Here is a 17,589-nt window from a genome sequence, read left to right as displayed (position 1 = left end):
GAGACCATGAGCAAATCCACCCCGCAATTCCTGTTCGATTTCGGCAGTCCCAACGCCTTTCTCAGTCATGAGGCGATTCCCGCGATCGAGGCGCGGATCGGCGTGAAATTCGCCTATTTGCCGGTGCTGCTCGGCGGCATCTTCAAGGCCACTAACAACAAGTCGCCGGTCGAAACCCTGGCCGGGGTCAAGAACAAGCGCGAGTTTCACGCCATCGAGACCGAGCGTTTCACCAAGCGCTTCAAGGTCAAGCCCTACGTCATGAACCCGTATTTCCCGGTCAACACGCTGAACCTGATGCGCGCCGCGGTCGCGGCGCAACTCGAGGGCGTGTTCGAGAAATATGTCGATGCCGCGTTTCACCACATGTGGGTCGAGCCGAAGAAGATGGACGATCCGGAGGTGGCAGCGAAGGCGCTGACCGAGTCCGGCCTCGATGCGGCAAAACTATTCGCCCGCGCCCAGGAGCCCGAGGTCAAGGCCAGGTTGATCGCCAACACCGAAGATGCGGTGAAGCGCGGCGCGTTCGGCTCGCCGACCTTCTTCGTCGGCGACGAAATGTTCTTCGGCAAGGAGCAGTTGCGCGAGGTTGAGGAGATGTACGCCTAGCTGCGAATCGCGACGCCTAATAGCGAGGAGGCGTTTTTGCGCCGTCTCGAACCATGAGCCTGTTCTTTCCTCATCCTTCGAGACGCGGCGAAGACGCCGCTGCTCAAGATGAGGGGCTTTCGTCGTAGCGGCCGAATCGTCCTGACAATTCAATCCGGGAGAATTACTTTGCTGAAGCGAAATGCTACCGTCGCGGTGATCGGCGCTGGCGACTATATTGGCGCCGAGATCGCGAAGAAATTCGCCGCTGAAGGGTTCACCGTGTTCGCCGGACGGCGCGACGGCGCCAAGCTGGAGCCGCTGGTGCGCGAGATCGAGCTGGCCGGCGGCTCAATTGTCGCGCGGGCGCTCGACGCCCGCAAGGAAGACGAGGTCACCGCATTCCTCAACGACGCCGACGCCCATGCGCCGCTGGAAGTTACGATCTTCAACGTCGGCGCCAACGTCAATTTCCCGATCCTGGAGACCACCGACCGGGTGTTCCGCAAAGTCTGGGAGATGGCGTGCTGGGCCGGCTTTCTGGCCGGCCGAGAATCGGCGCGGCTGATGCTGGCGCGCGGGCAGGGCAACATTTTCTTCACCGGCGCCACCGCCAGCCTGCGCGGCGGCTCCGGCTTCGCCGCCTTCGCCAGCGCCAAATTCGGGCTGCGCGCGGTGGCGCAGGCGATGGCCCGCGAGTTGGGACCGAAGAATATCCATGTCGCTCATCTGATCATTGATTCCGGGGTCGACACCGCCTGGGTGCGCGAACGCCGCGAGCAGCTGTGGGGCAAGGAAGCGCTGAACAACCCCGATCTCCTGATGCCGCCATCTTCGGTCGCCGCTTCCTACTGGCAGCTGTACCAGCAGCCGAAAAGCGCCTGGACCTTCGAGATGGAAATCCGTCCGTTCGGCGAGAAGTGGTAACGGTGAGGTTACGAGTTTTCGGAAACAATCGATTGCTCTCGGCGTCTTGGATGGGACAAGTGTACCGCTAAGACGGGTTGGATCAGGTGCCTGATAGTGTTGGTTGAATCCTTGGTCTGATCTCAGGATCAGCGGACACGGCGCTGACAGCCGCCCCAAGAGCAGAGGAAAAGACCAATGCGGATTCTCGTGGTGGGAGCCGGCGCGATCGGCGGCTATTTCGGCGGCCGGTTGTTGCAGGCCGGGCGCGACGTCACCTTCCTGGTGCGGCCGAAACGCGCCGCCGAACTGGCCAGCGACGGCCTGGTGATCGAGAGCCCGGTCGGCGACGTCACCTTGAAGGATCCGCCGGCGGTGCAGGCCGGCGATCTGAAGACGCCTTTCGATCTGGTGCTGCTGAGCTGCAAGTCGTTCGACCTCACCGATGCGATGGCGTCGTTCGCGCCCGCCGTGGGGCCGACGACCAAGGTGCTGCCGCTGCTGAACGGGATGCGGCATCTCGAAACGCTCGATGCCAGATTCGGCCGCGAGCGGGTGATCGGCGGGCAATGCGTGGTCGCCGCGACGCTCGATTCGCGACGCCATGTGGTTCAGCTCGCCCCGATGCACGCCATCACCTTCGGCGAGCGCGCCGGCAAGCTGTCGGACCGGGTCCGCGCCATCGCGGCGGCGCTCGGTGGCGCGATGTTCGACGTTCATCCCAGCGACGACATCCTGCAGGAGATGTGGGAAAAATGGACGTTCCTGGCGACGCTGGCGGGCGTGACCAGCCTGATGCGGGCGCCGACCGGAGACATCCTGGCGTCGCCGGGCGGCGCCGATTTCATGCTCGGCGTGCTCGACGAATGCACCGCGGTGGCCGCCGCCGCCGGCTTCGCGCCGCGTGACGCGCTGCTCGAACGCTCCCGCGGCATGATGTTGGCGGAAGGCTCCAAGCTCACCGCCTCGATGTATCGCGACATCAAGAGCGGCGCGCCGATCGAGGCGGATCATGTCATCGGTGACCTGATCGCGCGCGGCGACGCCGCGAAAGTCCCGGTCCCGCGGCTGCGCGTGATCTACACCCATCTGAAGGCCTATGAGCGGCAACGCGGCTGACGCCGCGGCGCGGGCATTCGCGCCCCAACTAGGACAGCGCCAAATTTCGCTCCAGATCCGAGCTGTATTGATCAGCCGCCGGGGCAGGCAAGTGAGATCCTATGGATTATCCAGAGCGTCCCGTGGGGTGGATGCGCTTTGCAAAGCCCTTTGAAACCGCGAAGCAGAAAGGTTGGAGGGCATAGCGTTTCTGGTACTAAGGTAATGTAAGTCAAAGCGTCGATCTGCCTTTATCCAGCGGAGCGAGCATCATGAACCTCCAGACTTACGCAGCTGAATCCGAATTTCCCTTTCCCGGCCTCGAAGCTTTGAGCCCGACAGCACTGTCGGAGCAGGCGGTGCTGGCCGCCGACCTGCGCGCCGCGCTGGCGCGCGAGCAGGCGCTGATTCGAAAGATCGTCGATCTCGAAAGCCGCCGGGAGCTGCAGATCCGGGAATTGAATCACCGGCTGTTCAATGGCCTGCAATCGATCGCCAGCCTGCTGTCGGCGCAGAGCCGGCAGGCGACGCCGGAAGCCGCCGCTCAACTGTCGATCGCGATCAGCCGAATCGTCGCGTTCGGTCAGGTCAATCGCCGGCTGCATCTGCTCGATCATCAGGACAGGGTCGAGTTCAGCGAATATCTCGCGCATTTGTGCGCGGATCTCTCGGCGCTGCTGCTGTGGCAGCAGCCGGGTTGCGCGATTGCGATCGAAGCAATTCCGCTTGAGCTGCCAACCGCGACCGCCATTCCGCTCAGCTTCATCATTAACGAGCTGATCACCAATTCGGTGAAATACGCCGCGGGCAAGATCACGATCCGGCTGGAAGCGCTGTCACCGAACAATTATTCGCTCTCGGTGTCGGATCAGGGGCCGGGATTGCCCGCCGGATTTGACCTGGCCGGCAAGAAGGGGCTGGGGATGCGAATCGTTCAGTCGCTGGTGCAGCAAATCGCCGGCGAATTGCTGATCTCGGCCGGCCAGGACAGCCGCGGCGTGTGCTTTGCGGTGCACTTCACTCTGCCTGTCGGCCGGGGCGTTGCCTGATGTCGCCGCGCTGACTACGACTTTCGTCTAGGTTCGATTTCCAAGATTTTGTAATCGTACGAGGCGCGCCTCGCCTTTTGCCGGTTTATCGTTGATATTTAAGGAAAGCTCACCGCTCTCCCGAAACAGTGGTGCGTTTGACGTAATTTTGTGCAATTTGATTTCGATCAAATGTGCAGATGCGAAACCGGGTTTTGTCATCCCAGATAGCCCGCCGAAAAAAGATTGATCAAATGAATCAAGCCCTGAATTCGAAACGGATCACCCTTGGCGAGGGCGGTCTGACCGTCGTATTCGCCCTGACCGCGCTGCTTTGCGTCTATGCTGCGATCAACGCCTTGGATAGCGCCTTCGCCTTCCATACCGCTCTCGGCGCCGCCGTGAGTTTCTGGGCCGTTTTTGCGATCATCACGAGGTATCGGGGCCGATCGGCCTTGCCGCCTCAGGAAATCGATGGCCGACCAAATTACAATTTCGGCCCGGTCAAGTTTTGCTCGTTCATGGCGATGTTCTGGGGCATCGCCGGATTTACCGTCGGGCTGCTGATCGCCTCGCAACTGGCCTTTCCGGCGCTGAATTTCGATCTGCAATGGACCAGCTTCGGACGGCTGCGGCCGCTGCACACCTCCGCCGTGGTGTTCGCCTTCGGCGGTAACGTCTTGCTGGCGACGTCGTTCTATGTGGTGCAGAAGACCTCACGGGCGCGGCTCGCCGGCGACCTCGCGCCATGGGTGGTGGCGATTGGCTATAACTTCTTCATCCTGATCGCCGGCACGGGCTACTTGCTCGGCGTCACTCAATCGAAAGAATATGCCGAACCGGAATGGTATTCCGACCTGCTGCTGACGGTGGTTTGGGTCACCTATCTGCTGGTGTTCCTGGCGACGCTGATGAAGCGCAAGGAGCCGCATATCTTCGTGGCGAACTGGTTCTACCTTGCCTTTATCATCACCATCGCGGTGCTGCATCTCGGCAACAACCCTGCGGTTCCGGTGTCGTTCCTGGGCTCGAAGTCCTACATCGCCTGGGGCGGTGTGCAGGACGCGATGTTCCAGTGGTGGTACGGCCATAACGCGGTCGGCTTCTTCCTGACCGCTGGCTTCCTCGCCATCATGTACTACTTCATTCCGAAGCGCGCCGAGCGGCCGATCTATTCCTATCGGCTGTCGATCATCCACTTCTGGGCGCTGATCTTCCTCTACATCTGGGCCGGTCCGCATCATTTGCACTACACCGCGCTGCCGGACTGGACCCAGACGCTGGGCATGACGTTCTCGATCATGCTGTGGATGCCGTCCTGGGGCGGCATGATCAACGGCCTGATGACGCTGTCCGGCGCCTGGGACAAGCTGCGCACCGATCCGGTGCTCCGCATGATGGTGGTGTCTGTGGCGTTCTACGGCATGTCGACCTTCGAAGGGCCGATGATGTCGATCAAGGTGGTGAATTCGCTCAGCCACTACACCGACTGGACCATCGGCCACGTGCATTCAGGCGCGCTCGGCTGGGTTGGCTTCGTCTCGTTCGGCGCGCTGTACTGCCTGGTGCCGTGGGTCTGGAACCGCAAGCAGCTCTACAGCCTCAGGCTGGTGAACTGGCACTTCTGGATCGCAACCCTCGGCATCGTGCTTTACATCTCCGCGATGTGGGTCTCCGGCATCCTGCAGGGCCTGATGTGGCGGGCCTACACCTCGCTCGGCTTCCTTGAATATTCCTTCATCGAGACCGTCGAAGCGATGCACCCCTTCTACATCATCCGCGCTGCTGGCGGAGGCTTGTTCCTGATCGGCTCGCTGATCATGGCCTACAATCTCTGGATGACGGTACGTGTCGGCGAGACATCCGAGGCGCAACCGCGCGTTGCTCTTCAGGCAGCCGAGTGAGGAACGAATAAATGTCCATCTGGAATCGGCATAAGATCTTCGAGACGAATTCGCTCGTCCTGATCGTTGGAATTCTGCTCGTGGTCGCGATCGGCGGTCTGGTCGAAATCACGCCGCTGTTCTACCTGAAGAGCACCATCGAGGTGGTCGACGGCGTGCGGCCCTATACGCCGCTCGAACTGACCGGCCGCAACATCTACGTCCGCGAGGGATGCTATCTGTGTCACTCGCAGATGATCCGTCCGCTGCGTGACGAGGTCGAACGCTACGGCCACTATTCGCTCGCCGCCGAGAGCATGTACGACCATCCGTTCCAGTGGGGCTCCAAGCGCACCGGACCCGACCTGGCCCGCGTCGGCGGCAAGTACTCCGACGACTGGCATGTGACGCATCTGAAGAACCCGCGCTCGATCGTGCCGCAGTCGGTGATGCCCGGTTACTCCTTCTTGGCCCGGACCGAGGTCGATGCCTCGAGGCTTCCCGATCATCTGCGCACCAGCCGCATCGTCGGCGTGCCCTATACCGACGACGAGATCGCCAATGCGGTCGCCGATCTGAAGACCCAGACCGACCCGGACAGCGCCGATGTCGCCGCGTTCACCAAGCGCTATCCGAAGGCAGTGGTGCGCAACTTCGACGGCCAGCCCGGCAATCCCACCGAACTCGACGCGCTGATCGCCTATCTGCAGATGCTCGGCACCTTGGTCGACTTCAAGCTCTACAACGAAAAAGCCAATCTGCGCTGAGGCAGGGACATGAAAGCAATCATCAACGCCGAGAGCTGGGTGTCAGAATTCGTCGTGACGTGGTGGACACCGCTGTTCATGGTCATTTTTTTCGCCATCGTAGCGTACGCGCTGTGGCCCCGTAACAAGGCACAATTCGACGCCGCTGCCGAAATGCCGCTGCGAGAGGACTGACAGGATCATGGCTGACATCGACATCGACAAGCACACCGGCACCGCGACCACCGGTCATGAATGGGACGGCATCAAGGAACTGAACACGCCGCTGCCGCGGTGGTGGATCCTGACCTTCTATGCCTGCATCATCTGGGCGGTCGGCTACTGGTTCGTCTACCCGTCCTGGCCGCTGGCGCAGAGTTATCTCCCGGGCCTGATGGGCTATTCGTCACGCGCCAATGTGGCGGTCGAATTGTCCAAGCTCGAGGCGATCCGCGGCGACAAGATGGTGGCGCTGGCCACCGCGCCGCTGGCCGACATCGAGAAGGATCCGGCGCTGCTGGCGCTGGCGCGCGCCAAGGGCAAAGTGGTGTTTGGCGACAATTGCGCGGCCTGCCACGGCAGCGGCGCAACCGGCGCGAAGGGTTTCCCGAACCTCAACGACGACGACTGGCTGTGGGGCGGCACGCTCGATCAGATCATGCAGACCATCCAGTTCGGCGCCCGCTCCGGCAACGACAAGGGACATGAGGGCCAGATGCTGGCGTTCGGCCAATCCGGCACCTTAACCAAGGATCAAATCGTCACCGTCGCGAATTACGTCAGATCGCTGTCCGGCCTATCGACCAGGCAGGGAGTTGATCTCGCCGCCGGCAAGACCATCTTCACGGAGAATTGCACGGTCTGTCACGGCGACAACGCGAAGGGGAACCAGGAACTCGGCGCGCCGAATCTGACCGACAAAATCTGGCTTTACGGCTCGGATGAGGCCACGATCATCGAAACCGTGACCAACGGCCGCGCCGGCGTGATGCCGGCCTGGACCGACCGTCTCGATCTCGCCACCATCAAGGCGATGGCGGTGTATGTACATTCGCTCGGCGGTGGCAAATAAGTCCACCGCCGGACGCAACAAAACCTGCAGGGTGTGCGACACTTGAGGTTAATCAATTGCGCCCATGAGGTTGAGCCTGCGCTCAACGACAGAAGCGAAATGAACCCTCGTTATGAACAAACCACTGCTGGCAACCGATCTACAACCGGATGACGATGGGCCGCTTTACGTAGCCCAGAAGAGGATCTACCCGCAAAGCGTCTCCGGCACCTTTCGTCGAATCAAATGGTACCTGATGGCTTTCTGCCTCGGGGTCTACTATCTGCTGCCGTTCGTCCGCTGGAACCGCGGACTCGGCGCGCCGGATCAGGCGGTGCTGATCGACCTACCGAACAGCCGATTCTACTTCTTCTTCATCGAGCTGTGGCCGCAGGAAGTCTATTACTTCACCGGCCTGTTGATCCTCGCCGCGATCACGCTGTTCCTGATGAACGCGCTCGGCGGCCGGGTATGGTGCGGCTATCTCTGTCCGCAGACGGTGTGGACCGACCTGTTCTACGCCGTCGAGCGCATGATCGAGGGCGATCGTCGCGAGCGCATGAAGAAGGCCGCCGAAGGCCTGTCGATGCAGCGCGGCGCCGAACTGGTGCTGAAGCATTCGATCTGGCTGCTGATCGCGTGGTGGACCGGCGGCGCTTGGGTGCTGTATTTCAGCGACGCGCCGACCCTGATCAAGGACCTGGTCACCTTCCAGGCGCCGATGATCGCCTATATCTGGATCGGGATCCTGACCGCCACCACCTATCTGCTGGCCGGCTTCATGCGCGAGCAGGTCTGCGTCTATATGTGTCCGTGGCCGCGGATCCAGGCCGCGCTGACCGACGAGTGGGCGCTCAACGTCACCTACAAATACGACCGCGGTGAAACGCGCACTTCGCTGAAGAAGGCCGCGCAGGCCCGGGCGCTGGGTGAAACCGTCGGCGACTGTGTCGACTGCAATCAGTGCGTTGCGGTGTGTCCGACCGGAATCGACATTCGCGATGGTTCGCAGCTCGACTGCATCCAGTGCGGGCTTTGCATCGACGCCTGCGACGCGGTGATGAAGAAGGTCGGCCGCGAGACCCGGCTGATCGGCTACGACAACGACATCAACATCCATCGCCGGATGGAGGGCAAGCCGGAAATCTTCAAGCCGGTGCGCTCGCGAACGCTGGTCTATGGCGCGCTGATCGCGTGCGTCGGCGGCATCATGCTGTACGCAATGCTGACCCGCAGCCTGCTCGACGTCAACGTGCTGCACGACCGCAACCCGCTGGCGGTGCGGCTGAGCGACGGTTCGATCCGCAATGGCTATACGCTGCGCTTCCTCAACAAGCGCGGGTTCGACCGCGTCGTGGCGGTCGATGTCGACGGGCCGCCGAACGCGATCATCCATGTCATCGGCACCGACTCGATCACCCAGGACCGTCCGATGATCATTCTGGGCCGCGACGCCAGTACCGAGCTGCGGGTGCTGGTGACCTCCACTACCGACGCCGAACTGCCGAAGTCGATGCCCATCACGTTTCGCGTCACCGACATCGGCCTCGGCGAGGTCGCCGCCAACAAGGACGTGTTCGTCACGCCCTGAATTCGATAACGGAGCCGACTCATGAGCAACCAAGCCTCCACGCCAAGGCCTTTGACAGGGCGAGTTGTTCTCGCGTCGCTGCTCGGGTTTTTCGGCCTGGTGATCGGCGTCAACCTGCTGATGATGACGCTCGCGATCAGAACCCTGCCCGGCACCGAGGTGGACAGCCCCTATGCGGCGAGCATCGCTTATGAAGGCGAGATCGCGGCGGCGCGCGAGCAAACCCAACGTGCCTGGAACGTCGACGCTAAGGTCGAGCGCCGGTCCGACGGGTCCGCGCTGTTGCGGGTCGAGGCGCGCGACAAGAACGGCGCGCCGCTACAGGGGTTGAAGTTCTTCGGCCGTCTCGAGCGGCCCGCCGACAAGCGCGCCGACTTGGAAGTCGCCTTGGCCGAAGTGGACAGTGGAATTTACCGGGGAAACGCTGCGGGCGTCGGCGCCGGACTATGGGACCTTGTGCTCGAGGGCGACCAGGCCGGAATCCGGATGTTCCTGTCGAAGAACCGCCTGATGCTGAACTGATCGACTGTTGCGTGAAGAGGAACGGCGCATGTTGTTGACGCGGGATTTCTCCCACTACGTCAAGGAACTGGATTCCGGGATCTCCCACATCGACCTGGCGGTCGAAGGCGTCAATTGCGCTGGCTGCATGTCGAAGATCGAGCGCGGCCTGTCGGCGATCCCCGATGTCACGCTGGCGCGTGTTAATCTGACCGATCGCCGCCTCGCCATCGAGTGGAAGCCGGGCGTGCTGGAGCCGGCGCAGTTCATCGATCGCCTCGCCGAGCTCGGCTACAAGGCCTATCCGTTCGAACCGCTGCGCGTCGAATCGATGGAGATCGAGCGCTCGAAGTTCCTGCTGCGCTGCCTTGGCGTCGCGGCGTTCGGCGCGATGAACGTGATGATGCTGTCGGTGGGGGTATGGGCCGGCTCCGACATGACGCCGGTGACCCGCGACTTCTTCCACTGGCTGTCCGCGCTGGTGGCGCTGCCTTGCGCCGCCTATGCGGGCCAGCCGTTCTTCCAGTCGGCGTGGCAGGCGTTGCGCGTTCGTAGCGTCAATATGGACGTGCCGATCACCATCGGGGTGATCCTGGCGCTCGGCATGTCGCTGGTCGAAACCATTAACCACGCCGAGCATGCCTATTTCGACGCCGCCGTCATGCTGCTGACCTTCCTGCTGGCCGGGCGCTTTCTCGATCAAAAAATGCGCCAGCGCACCCGCGCGGTCGCCGGCAATCTCGCGGCCCTAAAGGCCGAGACCGCGACCAAATTCGTCAGCCCGGAGGAGATCAGCGAAGTGCCGATCGCAGCGATCCGGGCCGGCGACATCGTGCTGCTGCGGCCGGGCGAACGCTGCGCGGTCGACGGCATCGTGATCGAAGGGCGCTCCGAGATCGACCAGAGCCTGATCACCGGCGAGACCCTGCATGTCCATGCCGAGCGCGGCACCCAGGTCTATGCCGGCACGCTGAACATGTCCGGCACGCTGCGGGTGCGGGTGTCGGCGGCGGCCGAAGGCACCCTACTGGCGGAAATCACCCGGCTGCTCGAGCATGCGCTGCAGGCGCGCTCGCGCTACGTCAAGCTCGCCGACCGCGCCTCGCGGCTCTATGCGCCGGTGGTGCACGCCACCGCGCTGCTCACCATGCTGGGCTGGGTAGCGCTTGGCGCCGGCTGGCACGACGCCATCGTCACCGCGATCGCGGTGCTGATTATCACCTGTCCCTGCGCACTCGGGCTGGCGATCCCCGCGGTACAGACCGTCGCGGCGGGCGCGATGTTCCGAGCCGGGGTGCTGCTCAATTCCGGCGACGCGATCGAGCGCGCCGCCGGGGTCGACACCATCGTGTTCGACAAGACCGGAACCCTGACCTTGCCGGAGCTCGACGTGGTCAACGCCGCCAGCGTGCCCGAGGAGGTGTTTCAACTCGCCGGACGCCTCGCGCTCGCCAGTCATCATCCGGTCGCCGCGGCGGTCGCGCGCGCCGCGCAGGCCAAGGCGCCGCTGCGCGACGTGGTGGAACAACCCGGCCACGGCGTTCGCGCCATCGTCGACGGGGTCGAGCTGCGGCTCGGCAGCCCGGTATTCTGCGATGCGGAGCGTCAGGCCAGTGAAATCCTCGGCCAGGACCCGGAGGTCTCGGTGGTCGCCTTCAGCCGTGGCCAGGAGCGCTACGTCTTCGCGGTCCGGCAATTGCTGCGGCCGGATGCCGCCGCGGCGATCGCCGCGCTGCGCAGCCGCGGCATCAGCATCGAATTGCTGTCCGGCGATCGCGAAGCCGCGGTACGCCACGCCGCCGAATCGCTGGGCGTCACGGTATGGCGCGCCGGCGTGACGCCGGCTGACAAGATCGCCCATATCGAGGATCTGAAGCGGCAGGGCCGCAAGGTGATGATGGTCGGCGACGGCATGAACGACGCGCCGTCGCTCGCCGCCGCCACCGTGTCGATGTCGCCGATCAGCGCCACCCATCTCAGCCAGGCCACCGCCGATCTGGTGTTTCTCGGCAAGGAGCTGGCGCCGGTGTTGGCCGCCGTGGATTACTCCCGCAAGGCGATGAGCCTGATGCGGGAGAATCTGTGGCTGGCGGTGGGCTACAACATCCTAGCCGTGCCGATCGCGATTGTTGGCCTCGCGACGCCGCTGATCGCGGCGCTGGCGATGTCGGGCTCGTCGCTGCTGGTGATGCTGAATGCAATGCGGGCCCGCCGAGTCCGTCGGGGATTTACCTGATGGAAGTGATGGTCATTCTCGTTCCGCTGGCGCTGGCGCTCGGACTGCTGGGCCTGCTGGCATTTCTGTGGTCGCTGAAGACCGGCCAGTACGACGATCTCGAAGGCGCCGCCTGGCGCGCGATCGCCGACGACGATCTACCGCCGCTGCCGCCGGCTCCGACGCCGCCGCAGATCGAACGAGGCTAACGTGACCGCGCTCCGACTCACCGACAGGCCGAGTGAAGATTTGCAGGGCGGTTTGCGCGCCGGCCTCGCAGCATATGATTTCGCGGCGGTCGCGCGCCGGGATGACGCCGTTTCGCTCCCGCTGTCGGCTGGGGAAGGATCGGCTTATTTTCCGGGCACAATTGACTCCGGTCGTGGGATCGAACGAGATAGCGGCATGCGGCCGATCGCGGATGGTGATGCTGACACGCGAACGGCCGAGGCGGCGGCGAGCGACGAGGTCGCATTGCCGTCCGGGCGGGGGCTGTCTATGTCGGTAAGAAGATTGTCGATCCGAATCTGGCGCGCGCTGAGGCGCTTGCAGCCGATGTTCCCGCCGATGTCCTGCTGTTGACGCCGCGGGCCACAGCAAAACCTTCAGCTCTCTTTCATCGAACTGATACAGGCGCCGGCTATCAGCCAGGCGACGGGATCGCCATGTCACATGCATTCATCATCGAAGTGAAATCGCAGGCCGCCGGGATCGTGGTGCGCGACGGCCGCTTCTTCCGTTTTCATGCAGCGACGCATGATTTCAACGGCCTCGACGGACGCGGCTTCAGCTCGCCAGGCGAGGCGCAGAAGGCCGCCATCCGCCATGCCGCGGAGCTCGCGACCACGCGGGTCGGCGAGCGCTCGTCGCGGCTGCAAACCGCCTGACGAATGGGCCGGCGGCCCGCCGCGGTCGGGCAGAGCCCCGCTCGACTTTCGGACCCCTATTCCAGTCAAAATCCAGTTTGCGAGAAAGAATTTTCCAGATATGGTGCGCAACAGCATCCAATTTGGAAGAAAGTTCTTTCGCATGACCGACCTTGCCATCCCGGCGATTGAATCGATCCGCCGAATCGACGCCATCGACCGCAAGATTTTGACCGTGCTGCAACAGGACGCCTCGCTGTCGGTCGCCGAGATCGGCGACCGCGTCGGGCTGTCGTCGACGCCGTGCTGGAAGCGAATCCAGCGGCTGGAAGCCGACGGTATCATCATGCGTCGGGTCGCGCTGGTCGATCAGAACAAGATCGGGCTGGGGCTATCGGTGTTCGTCTCGATCGAGAGCGGCGATCATTCCGAGGCCTGGCTGAAGAAATTCGCCGACGCGGTGAGCGCGATGCCCGAAGTGATCGAGTTCTACCGCATGGCCGGAGACGTCGACTACATGCTGCGCGTCGTGGTCGCCGACATGCGGGCCTACGATATTTTCTACAAGAAGCTGATCGGCGCGGTAGCGCTGAAGAACGTCACCTCGCGCTTTGCGATGGAGAAAATCAAATCGGTGACCGCGCTGCCGGTGCCGGCGATGGAAGCGGCGTGACCCTCAGTTGCCGGTGATGAACGGCCGCTCGAACCTGACGAGACGTTTCGGAGTCGGGGCGGCGCTTGCGGCCGCGATCGCTGCGATAGGCTACGACATTCCGCAAATTCTTCAGGTGATCGGGGTACTGTCCGATCCTTGGGACCGCATCCTGATCTTTGCGCCGTCGCTGGCGTTAGCGTCGGCCTTCGTGCTCACGATCGCCGCCGCGCATGCGGCGACTCCGCAAGAGCTGCGGGCGTGGAGCTTGTCGGCATTGGCGTTGGCGATCCTGTATGCCGCCGATGTCAGCTTGGTCTATGTGGTTCAGCTCGGCGTGGTGATCCCGCACGATCTGCGGGGGGAGGGGCACGAGACCGCTTTCGCGGCCTGCTGCGCACCGGGGATGCCGACCACCGCGATCGATCTGCTCGGTTACACCTATATGAGCGCCTCGAGCCTGCTGCTCGCGCCGGCCTTTCCAGGCAATGGGGTGCGGCGATGGCTGCGTTACGCCCTGATCGTCAATGGCTTGTTCGCGCCGATGATCCTCGGCCAGCTGGCGTGGCCGTGGCTGGTCTACGCCGTGGCGCCGTGGATCGTCAGCTTCCCGGCGTCAATGTTGCTGCTGGCGATGGTGTTGCGTCTGCCTCCGCAGCACGATCAACTCACACGTCCACATTCGCTTCCAGCGAATTCTCCTGGATGAATTCGCGGCGCGGTTCGACCACGTCGCCCATCAGCTTGGTGAAGATGTCGTCGGCTTCGTCGACTTCGCGGATTTTCACCTGCAGCAATGAACGCTCGTTGGTGTCGAGGGTGGTTTCCCAGAGCTGGCTCGGGTTCATCTCGCCGAGGCCTTTGTAGCGCTGCAGGGCGACGCCCTTGCGGCCGGCGTCGGTGACTGCCTCGAACAGGCTCACGGGCCCGTGGATCGGGGTTTCGGTGTCCTTGCGGCGCAGCAGGCCGGGGCGCGGATAGGCCTCCTGCAGCTTCGCCGCAAATTCGTCGAGCTTGCGCGCGTCGGCCGAGCCGAGCAGCGCGTCGTCAATCATCGCGACGTCCTTGACGCCGCGCACGGTGCGCTCGAATACGAAGCCCTGGCCCTCGGTGAAGCTTCCGATCCAGCCGCGTTCGACCTCGTCGGCCAGCGCGTCGAGCCGCCGCGCGATGTAGCCGGCGGCGGCATTGGCGGTCTCCAGATTGCCGGTGATCCGCGGGCTCAGCACGCCGGCGATCGCGGCCTGCTCCACCACCTTGCGGTTATAGCGGCTGTGCAGATTGTGCAGCGTGCCGCGGATGACGCGGGCGTCCTCCACCAGCGCCAGCAGATCGCGGCCGCCGCGATCCTCGCCCGACGCCAGCTTGAACACACAGTCGTCGAGCCCGGTGGCGATCAGATAGTCTTCCAGCGCGCGCTCGTCCTTCAGGTACTGCTCCGACTTGCCGCGCGTCACCTTGTAGAGCGGCGGCTGCGCGATATAGAGATAGCCGCCCTCGATCAGCGCCGGCATCTGGCGGAAGAAGAACGTCAGCAGCAGCGTGCGGATATGCGCGCCGTCGACGTCGGCGTCGGTCATCAGGATGATCTTGTGGTAGCGCAGTTTGGCGATGTCGAAATCGTCGCGGCCGATCCCGGTGCCGAGCGCGGTGATCAGCGTGCCGATTTGTTCCGAGCCCAGCATCTTGTCGAAGCGGGCGCGCTCGACATTCAAAATCTTGCCGCGCAATGGCAGGACGGCTTGGAATTCGCGGTTGCGGCCCTGCTTGGCGGAGCCGCCGGCGGAGTCGCCCTCGACGATGAACAGTTCGGACTTGGCCGGGTCGCGCTCCTGGCAGTCGGCGAGTTTGCCCGGCAACGAGGCGATGTCGAGCGCGCCCTTGCGCCTTGTCAGTTCGCGCGCCTTGCGCGCAGCCTCGCGCGCCGCGGCGGCCTCGACGACCTTGCCGACGATCACCTTGGCTTCGGCGGGATGCTCCTCGAACCACGCCGCCAGCGCCTCGTTCAGCACGTTCTCGACCACCGGACGGACTTCCGAGGACACCAGCTTGTCCTTGGTCTGCGACGAGAATTTCGGGTCCGGCACCTTCACCGAGAGAACCGCGGTGAGGCCCTCGCGGCAATCGTCGCCGGTCAGCGCGATCTTCTCGCGCTTGGCGATGGCGTCCGCATAGCCGTTGACCTGGCGGGTCAGCGCGCCGCGGAATCCGGCCAGATGGGTGCCGCCGTCGCGCTGCGGGATGTTGTTGGTGAAGCACAGAACATTTTCATGGTAGCTGTCGTTCCACCACAGCGCCGCCTCGACGCCGATGCCGTTGAGCTCGGCGTTGACCATGATAGGCGCTGGCACGATCGCCTTCTTGTTGCGGTCGAGGTATTTGACGAATTCCTCGACGCCGCCCTCGTACATCATCTGTTCGCGCTTCTCGACCGCGTGGCGCATGTCGGACAGCACGATGTTGACGCCGGAATTCAGGAACGCGAGCTCGCGCAGCCGATGCTCCAGCGTGGCGAAATCATATTCGATGTGGGTGAAGGTTTCCGGCGAGGCCAGGAACGTCACCTCGGTGCCGCGCTTGCCATTGGCGTCGCCGACGACCACGAGCGGCGCCACCGCGTCGCCATGGGCGAATTCGATGAAGTGCTCCTTGCCGTCGCGCCAGACCCGCAGCTGCAGCTTGCTCGACAGCGCATTGACCACCGAGACGCCGACGCCGTGCAGACCGCCCGACACCTTGTAGGAATTCTGGTCGAATTTTCCGCCGGCGTGCAGCTGGGTCATGATGACCTCGGCCGCCGAGATGCCTTCGCCCTTGTGGATGTCGACCGGGATGCCGCGGCCGTCGTCGCGCACCGTGACCGAGCCGTCGGCGTTCAGCACCACTTCGACCGCGGTGGCATGACCGGCCAGCGCCTCGTCGATGGCGTTGTCGACCACTTCGTAGACCATGTGGTGCAGGCCGGAGCCGTCATCGGTATCGCCGATATACATGCCGGGCCGCTTGCGCACGGCATCAAGCCCCTTCAGCACCCGGATCGATTCCGCGCCGTATTCAATCGGAGGAGCGGTCTCGGATTCGGCGATCGGCTGCCGGGCGGGTTCTGTCATGCGGGGGCCTTCGAAGGCGCGTCGAATCAACGCGCAAAAATCAGATTTCAACGTTCATTTGTGCCATGAAAGGAGACTTGCGCCTAGCGCAAAGTCGAGCTTCACAACGCATTGAATAAATGGGGTTTTTTGGCCGTTTTTCAAGGCAGCAAAAGGCCATTTCGAGGCCGTGAAATTCGGCTCACTCGCGCTGCGAGATCCGCCCTGACTCGACCTCGAAAATTTCGCTGCCGGGGCCAACATCCTTGAACGCCGCGGGATCGGCGCCGGTCATCCAGACCTGAGCGCCGAGGTTTGTGAGTTCGCCGAACAGCGCGACGCGGCGCATTGGGTCGAGATGCGCGACCACCTCGTCGAGCAGCAGCAGCGGAGCGATGCCGGTCATCTCCGCGACCAGATGCGCATGCGCCAAGACCAAACCGATCAGCAGCGCCTTCTGCTCGCCGGTGGAGGCGTCGCGCGCCGGCATCGCCTTCGGCGCGTAGACCACCTGCAGGTCGGTCAGATGCGGGCCGTCCAGCGTGCGGCCGGCGGCGGCGTCGCGGCCGCGATTGTCACGCAGGATCTGGCGGTAGCGATCCTCCACCGCGGTGGCCGGCTCGCTGATCAGCGCACTTTCCATCCAGCCGTCGAGCATGATCAGGGCCGACGGGAAGGCCGACGCGGCGCCGCGTGCGTGCAGCGCGGCCGCAAGCCTTGTCGCGGTCTGGCCGCGCATCGCCGCGACCGCGACCGCGAGCTCCGCGGTCTCGCGTTCGATCGCATCGAGCCAGTGCGAGTCGGCATTGCGTTCTTCCAGCAGCCGGTTGCGCGAGCGCAGGCTGCGATCGAGCGCCGAGACGCGAGAGGAATGCTGGCTGTCGATCGCCAGCACCAGGCGATCGAAAAACCGCCGCCGCTCCGAGGCGGCGCCCATGAACAAGCCGTCCATCGACGGCGTCAGCCACACCATCCGCAGATGGTCGCCGAATGCCGCCGCGGAGCCGACGTTTTCGCGGTCGATCCGGCAGCGCCGGGTGGTCGCGGCGTCGGGCTGAGGCGGATCGATCCCGGTGCCGAGCGTGGCCAGGCCGAGCGCGCCCTCGACTTCGGCCGACACCGCCCAGGAGCCGTCGCCCTGGTTGTCGGCGACATCGTCGAGCGTGGCGCGACGCAAGCCGCGGCCCGGCGACAGAAACGAGATCGCCTCCAGGCAATTGGTCTTGCCGGCGCCGTTCGGTCCGACCAGCACGACGATGTCGCCGCGGGTTTGCAGCGTCGCCGCGCGATAATTGCGGAAGTGCGTCAGCGTCAGGCGATGGATGCGGGAGGCGGTCATGGGCGCGGGGGCTTTGCTAATGTCGTCGCAATGAGC

Annotated in this window: 17 protein-coding genes; 15 read left to right on the top strand and 2 right to left on the bottom strand. The window is 63.8% G+C overall.

Annotated features, from left to right (window positions below):
* The first annotated feature begins 6 nt into the window (after positions 1-6).
* The 15 genes from HXX15_RS06335 to HXX15_RS06265 all read left to right on the top strand — a co-directional run bounded on the left by HXX15_RS06335 (position 7) and on the right by HXX15_RS06265 (position 13,834).
* A complete protein-coding gene (locus tag HXX15_RS06335; protein ID WP_296513808.1) occupies positions 7-609 on the top strand; it encodes a 2-hydroxychromene-2-carboxylate isomerase in 603 nt (200 codons plus the stop codon).
* A gap of 168 nt (positions 610-777) precedes the next feature.
* Complete coding sequence (locus tag HXX15_RS06330; RefSeq protein WP_296513807.1) at positions 778-1,515, top strand: SDR family oxidoreductase; 738 nt, start codon at positions 778-780, stop codon at positions 1,513-1,515.
* Between the two features lie 177 nt (positions 1,516-1,692).
* A complete protein-coding gene (panE, locus tag HXX15_RS06325) occupies positions 1,693-2,613 on the top strand; it encodes a 2-dehydropantoate 2-reductase (RefSeq protein WP_296513804.1) in 921 nt (306 codons plus the stop codon).
* 251 nt (positions 2,614-2,864) lie between these two features.
* The gene (locus HXX15_RS06320; protein ID WP_296513802.1) at positions 2,865-3,641 is read left to right on the top strand and encodes a sensor histidine kinase; all 777 of its coding nucleotides are present in this window, start codon (positions 2,865-2,867) and stop codon (positions 3,639-3,641) included.
* A 233-nt stretch (positions 3,642-3,874) separates the two neighbouring features.
* A complete protein-coding gene (gene ccoN / locus HXX15_RS06315) occupies positions 3,875-5,524 on the top strand; it encodes a cytochrome-c oxidase, cbb3-type subunit I (protein ID WP_296513801.1) in 1,650 nt (549 codons plus the stop codon).
* Between the two features lie 11 nt (positions 5,525-5,535).
* Positions 5,536-6,270, top strand: coding sequence for a cytochrome-c oxidase, cbb3-type subunit II (gene ccoO / locus HXX15_RS06310; protein WP_296513799.1), 735 nt, complete (start codon positions 5,536-5,538; stop codon positions 6,268-6,270).
* A gap of 9 nt (positions 6,271-6,279) precedes the next feature.
* The gene (locus HXX15_RS06305; RefSeq protein ID WP_296513797.1) at positions 6,280-6,444 is read left to right on the top strand and encodes a cbb3-type cytochrome c oxidase subunit 3; all 165 of its coding nucleotides are present in this window, start codon (positions 6,280-6,282) and stop codon (positions 6,442-6,444) included.
* 7 nt (positions 6,445-6,451) lie between these two features.
* Positions 6,452-7,321, top strand: coding sequence for a cytochrome-c oxidase, cbb3-type subunit III (gene ccoP, locus HXX15_RS06300; protein ID WP_296513794.1), 870 nt, complete (start codon positions 6,452-6,454; stop codon positions 7,319-7,321).
* A gap of 112 nt (positions 7,322-7,433) precedes the next feature.
* On the top strand, positions 7,434-8,891 hold the full coding sequence (gene ccoG / locus HXX15_RS06295; protein ID WP_296513791.1) for a cytochrome c oxidase accessory protein CcoG: 1,458 nt from the start codon (positions 7,434-7,436) through the stop codon (positions 8,889-8,891).
* A gap of 21 nt (positions 8,892-8,912) precedes the next feature.
* Positions 8,913-9,413 carry a FixH family protein gene (locus tag HXX15_RS06290; RefSeq protein ID WP_296513788.1) on the top strand — a complete coding sequence of 167 codons (501 nt, stop codon included), beginning with the start codon at positions 8,913-8,915 and terminating at the stop codon, positions 9,411-9,413.
* 28 nt (positions 9,414-9,441) lie between these two features.
* Entirely contained in the window at positions 9,442-11,628 is a 2,187-nt protein-coding gene (locus HXX15_RS06285; protein WP_296513786.1) for a heavy metal translocating P-type ATPase, read from the top strand.
* On the top strand, positions 11,628-11,816 hold the full coding sequence (gene ccoS, locus HXX15_RS06280; protein WP_296513783.1) for a cbb3-type cytochrome oxidase assembly protein CcoS: 189 nt from the start codon (positions 11,628-11,630) through the stop codon (positions 11,814-11,816). The genes HXX15_RS06285 and ccoS overlap by 1 nt, the downstream gene beginning before the upstream one ends.
* 456 nt (positions 11,817-12,272) lie before the next feature.
* A complete protein-coding gene (locus HXX15_RS06275) occupies positions 12,273-12,494 on the top strand; it encodes a hypothetical protein (protein ID WP_296513781.1) in 222 nt (73 codons plus the stop codon).
* Positions 12,495-12,636: 142 nt separating this feature from the next.
* The gene (locus HXX15_RS06270; RefSeq protein ID WP_296513779.1) at positions 12,637-13,146 is read left to right on the top strand and encodes an Lrp/AsnC family transcriptional regulator; all 510 of its coding nucleotides are present in this window, start codon (positions 12,637-12,639) and stop codon (positions 13,144-13,146) included.
* Positions 13,147-13,162: 16 nt separating this feature from the next.
* Positions 13,163-13,834 carry a hypothetical protein gene (locus tag HXX15_RS06265; protein WP_296513777.1) on the top strand — a complete coding sequence of 224 codons (672 nt, stop codon included), beginning with the start codon at positions 13,163-13,165 and terminating at the stop codon, positions 13,832-13,834.
* Here the strand turns inward: HXX15_RS06265 and gyrB are convergent.
* Both gyrB and recF read right to left on the bottom strand, forming a co-directional pair.
* Complete coding sequence (gene gyrB, locus HXX15_RS06260; protein WP_296513775.1) at positions 13,794-16,235, bottom strand: DNA topoisomerase (ATP-hydrolyzing) subunit B; 2,442 nt, start codon at positions 16,233-16,235, stop codon at positions 13,794-13,796. The genes HXX15_RS06265 and gyrB overlap by 41 nt on opposite strands.
* 181 nt (positions 16,236-16,416) lie before the next feature.
* Positions 16,417-17,553: a DNA replication/repair protein RecF gene (gene recF, locus HXX15_RS06255; protein WP_296513774.1), complete on the bottom strand. Its 1,137-nt coding sequence runs from the start codon at positions 17,551-17,553 to the stop codon at positions 16,417-16,419.
* Positions 17,554-17,589: the final 36 nt, after the last annotated feature.

Source organism: Rhodopseudomonas sp. (assembly GCF_013377015.1).
Taxonomy (GTDB): domain Bacteria; phylum Pseudomonadota; class Alphaproteobacteria; order Rhizobiales; family Xanthobacteraceae; genus JARJEH01.
This window is presented reverse-complemented; position numbering and strand designations above follow the sequence as displayed.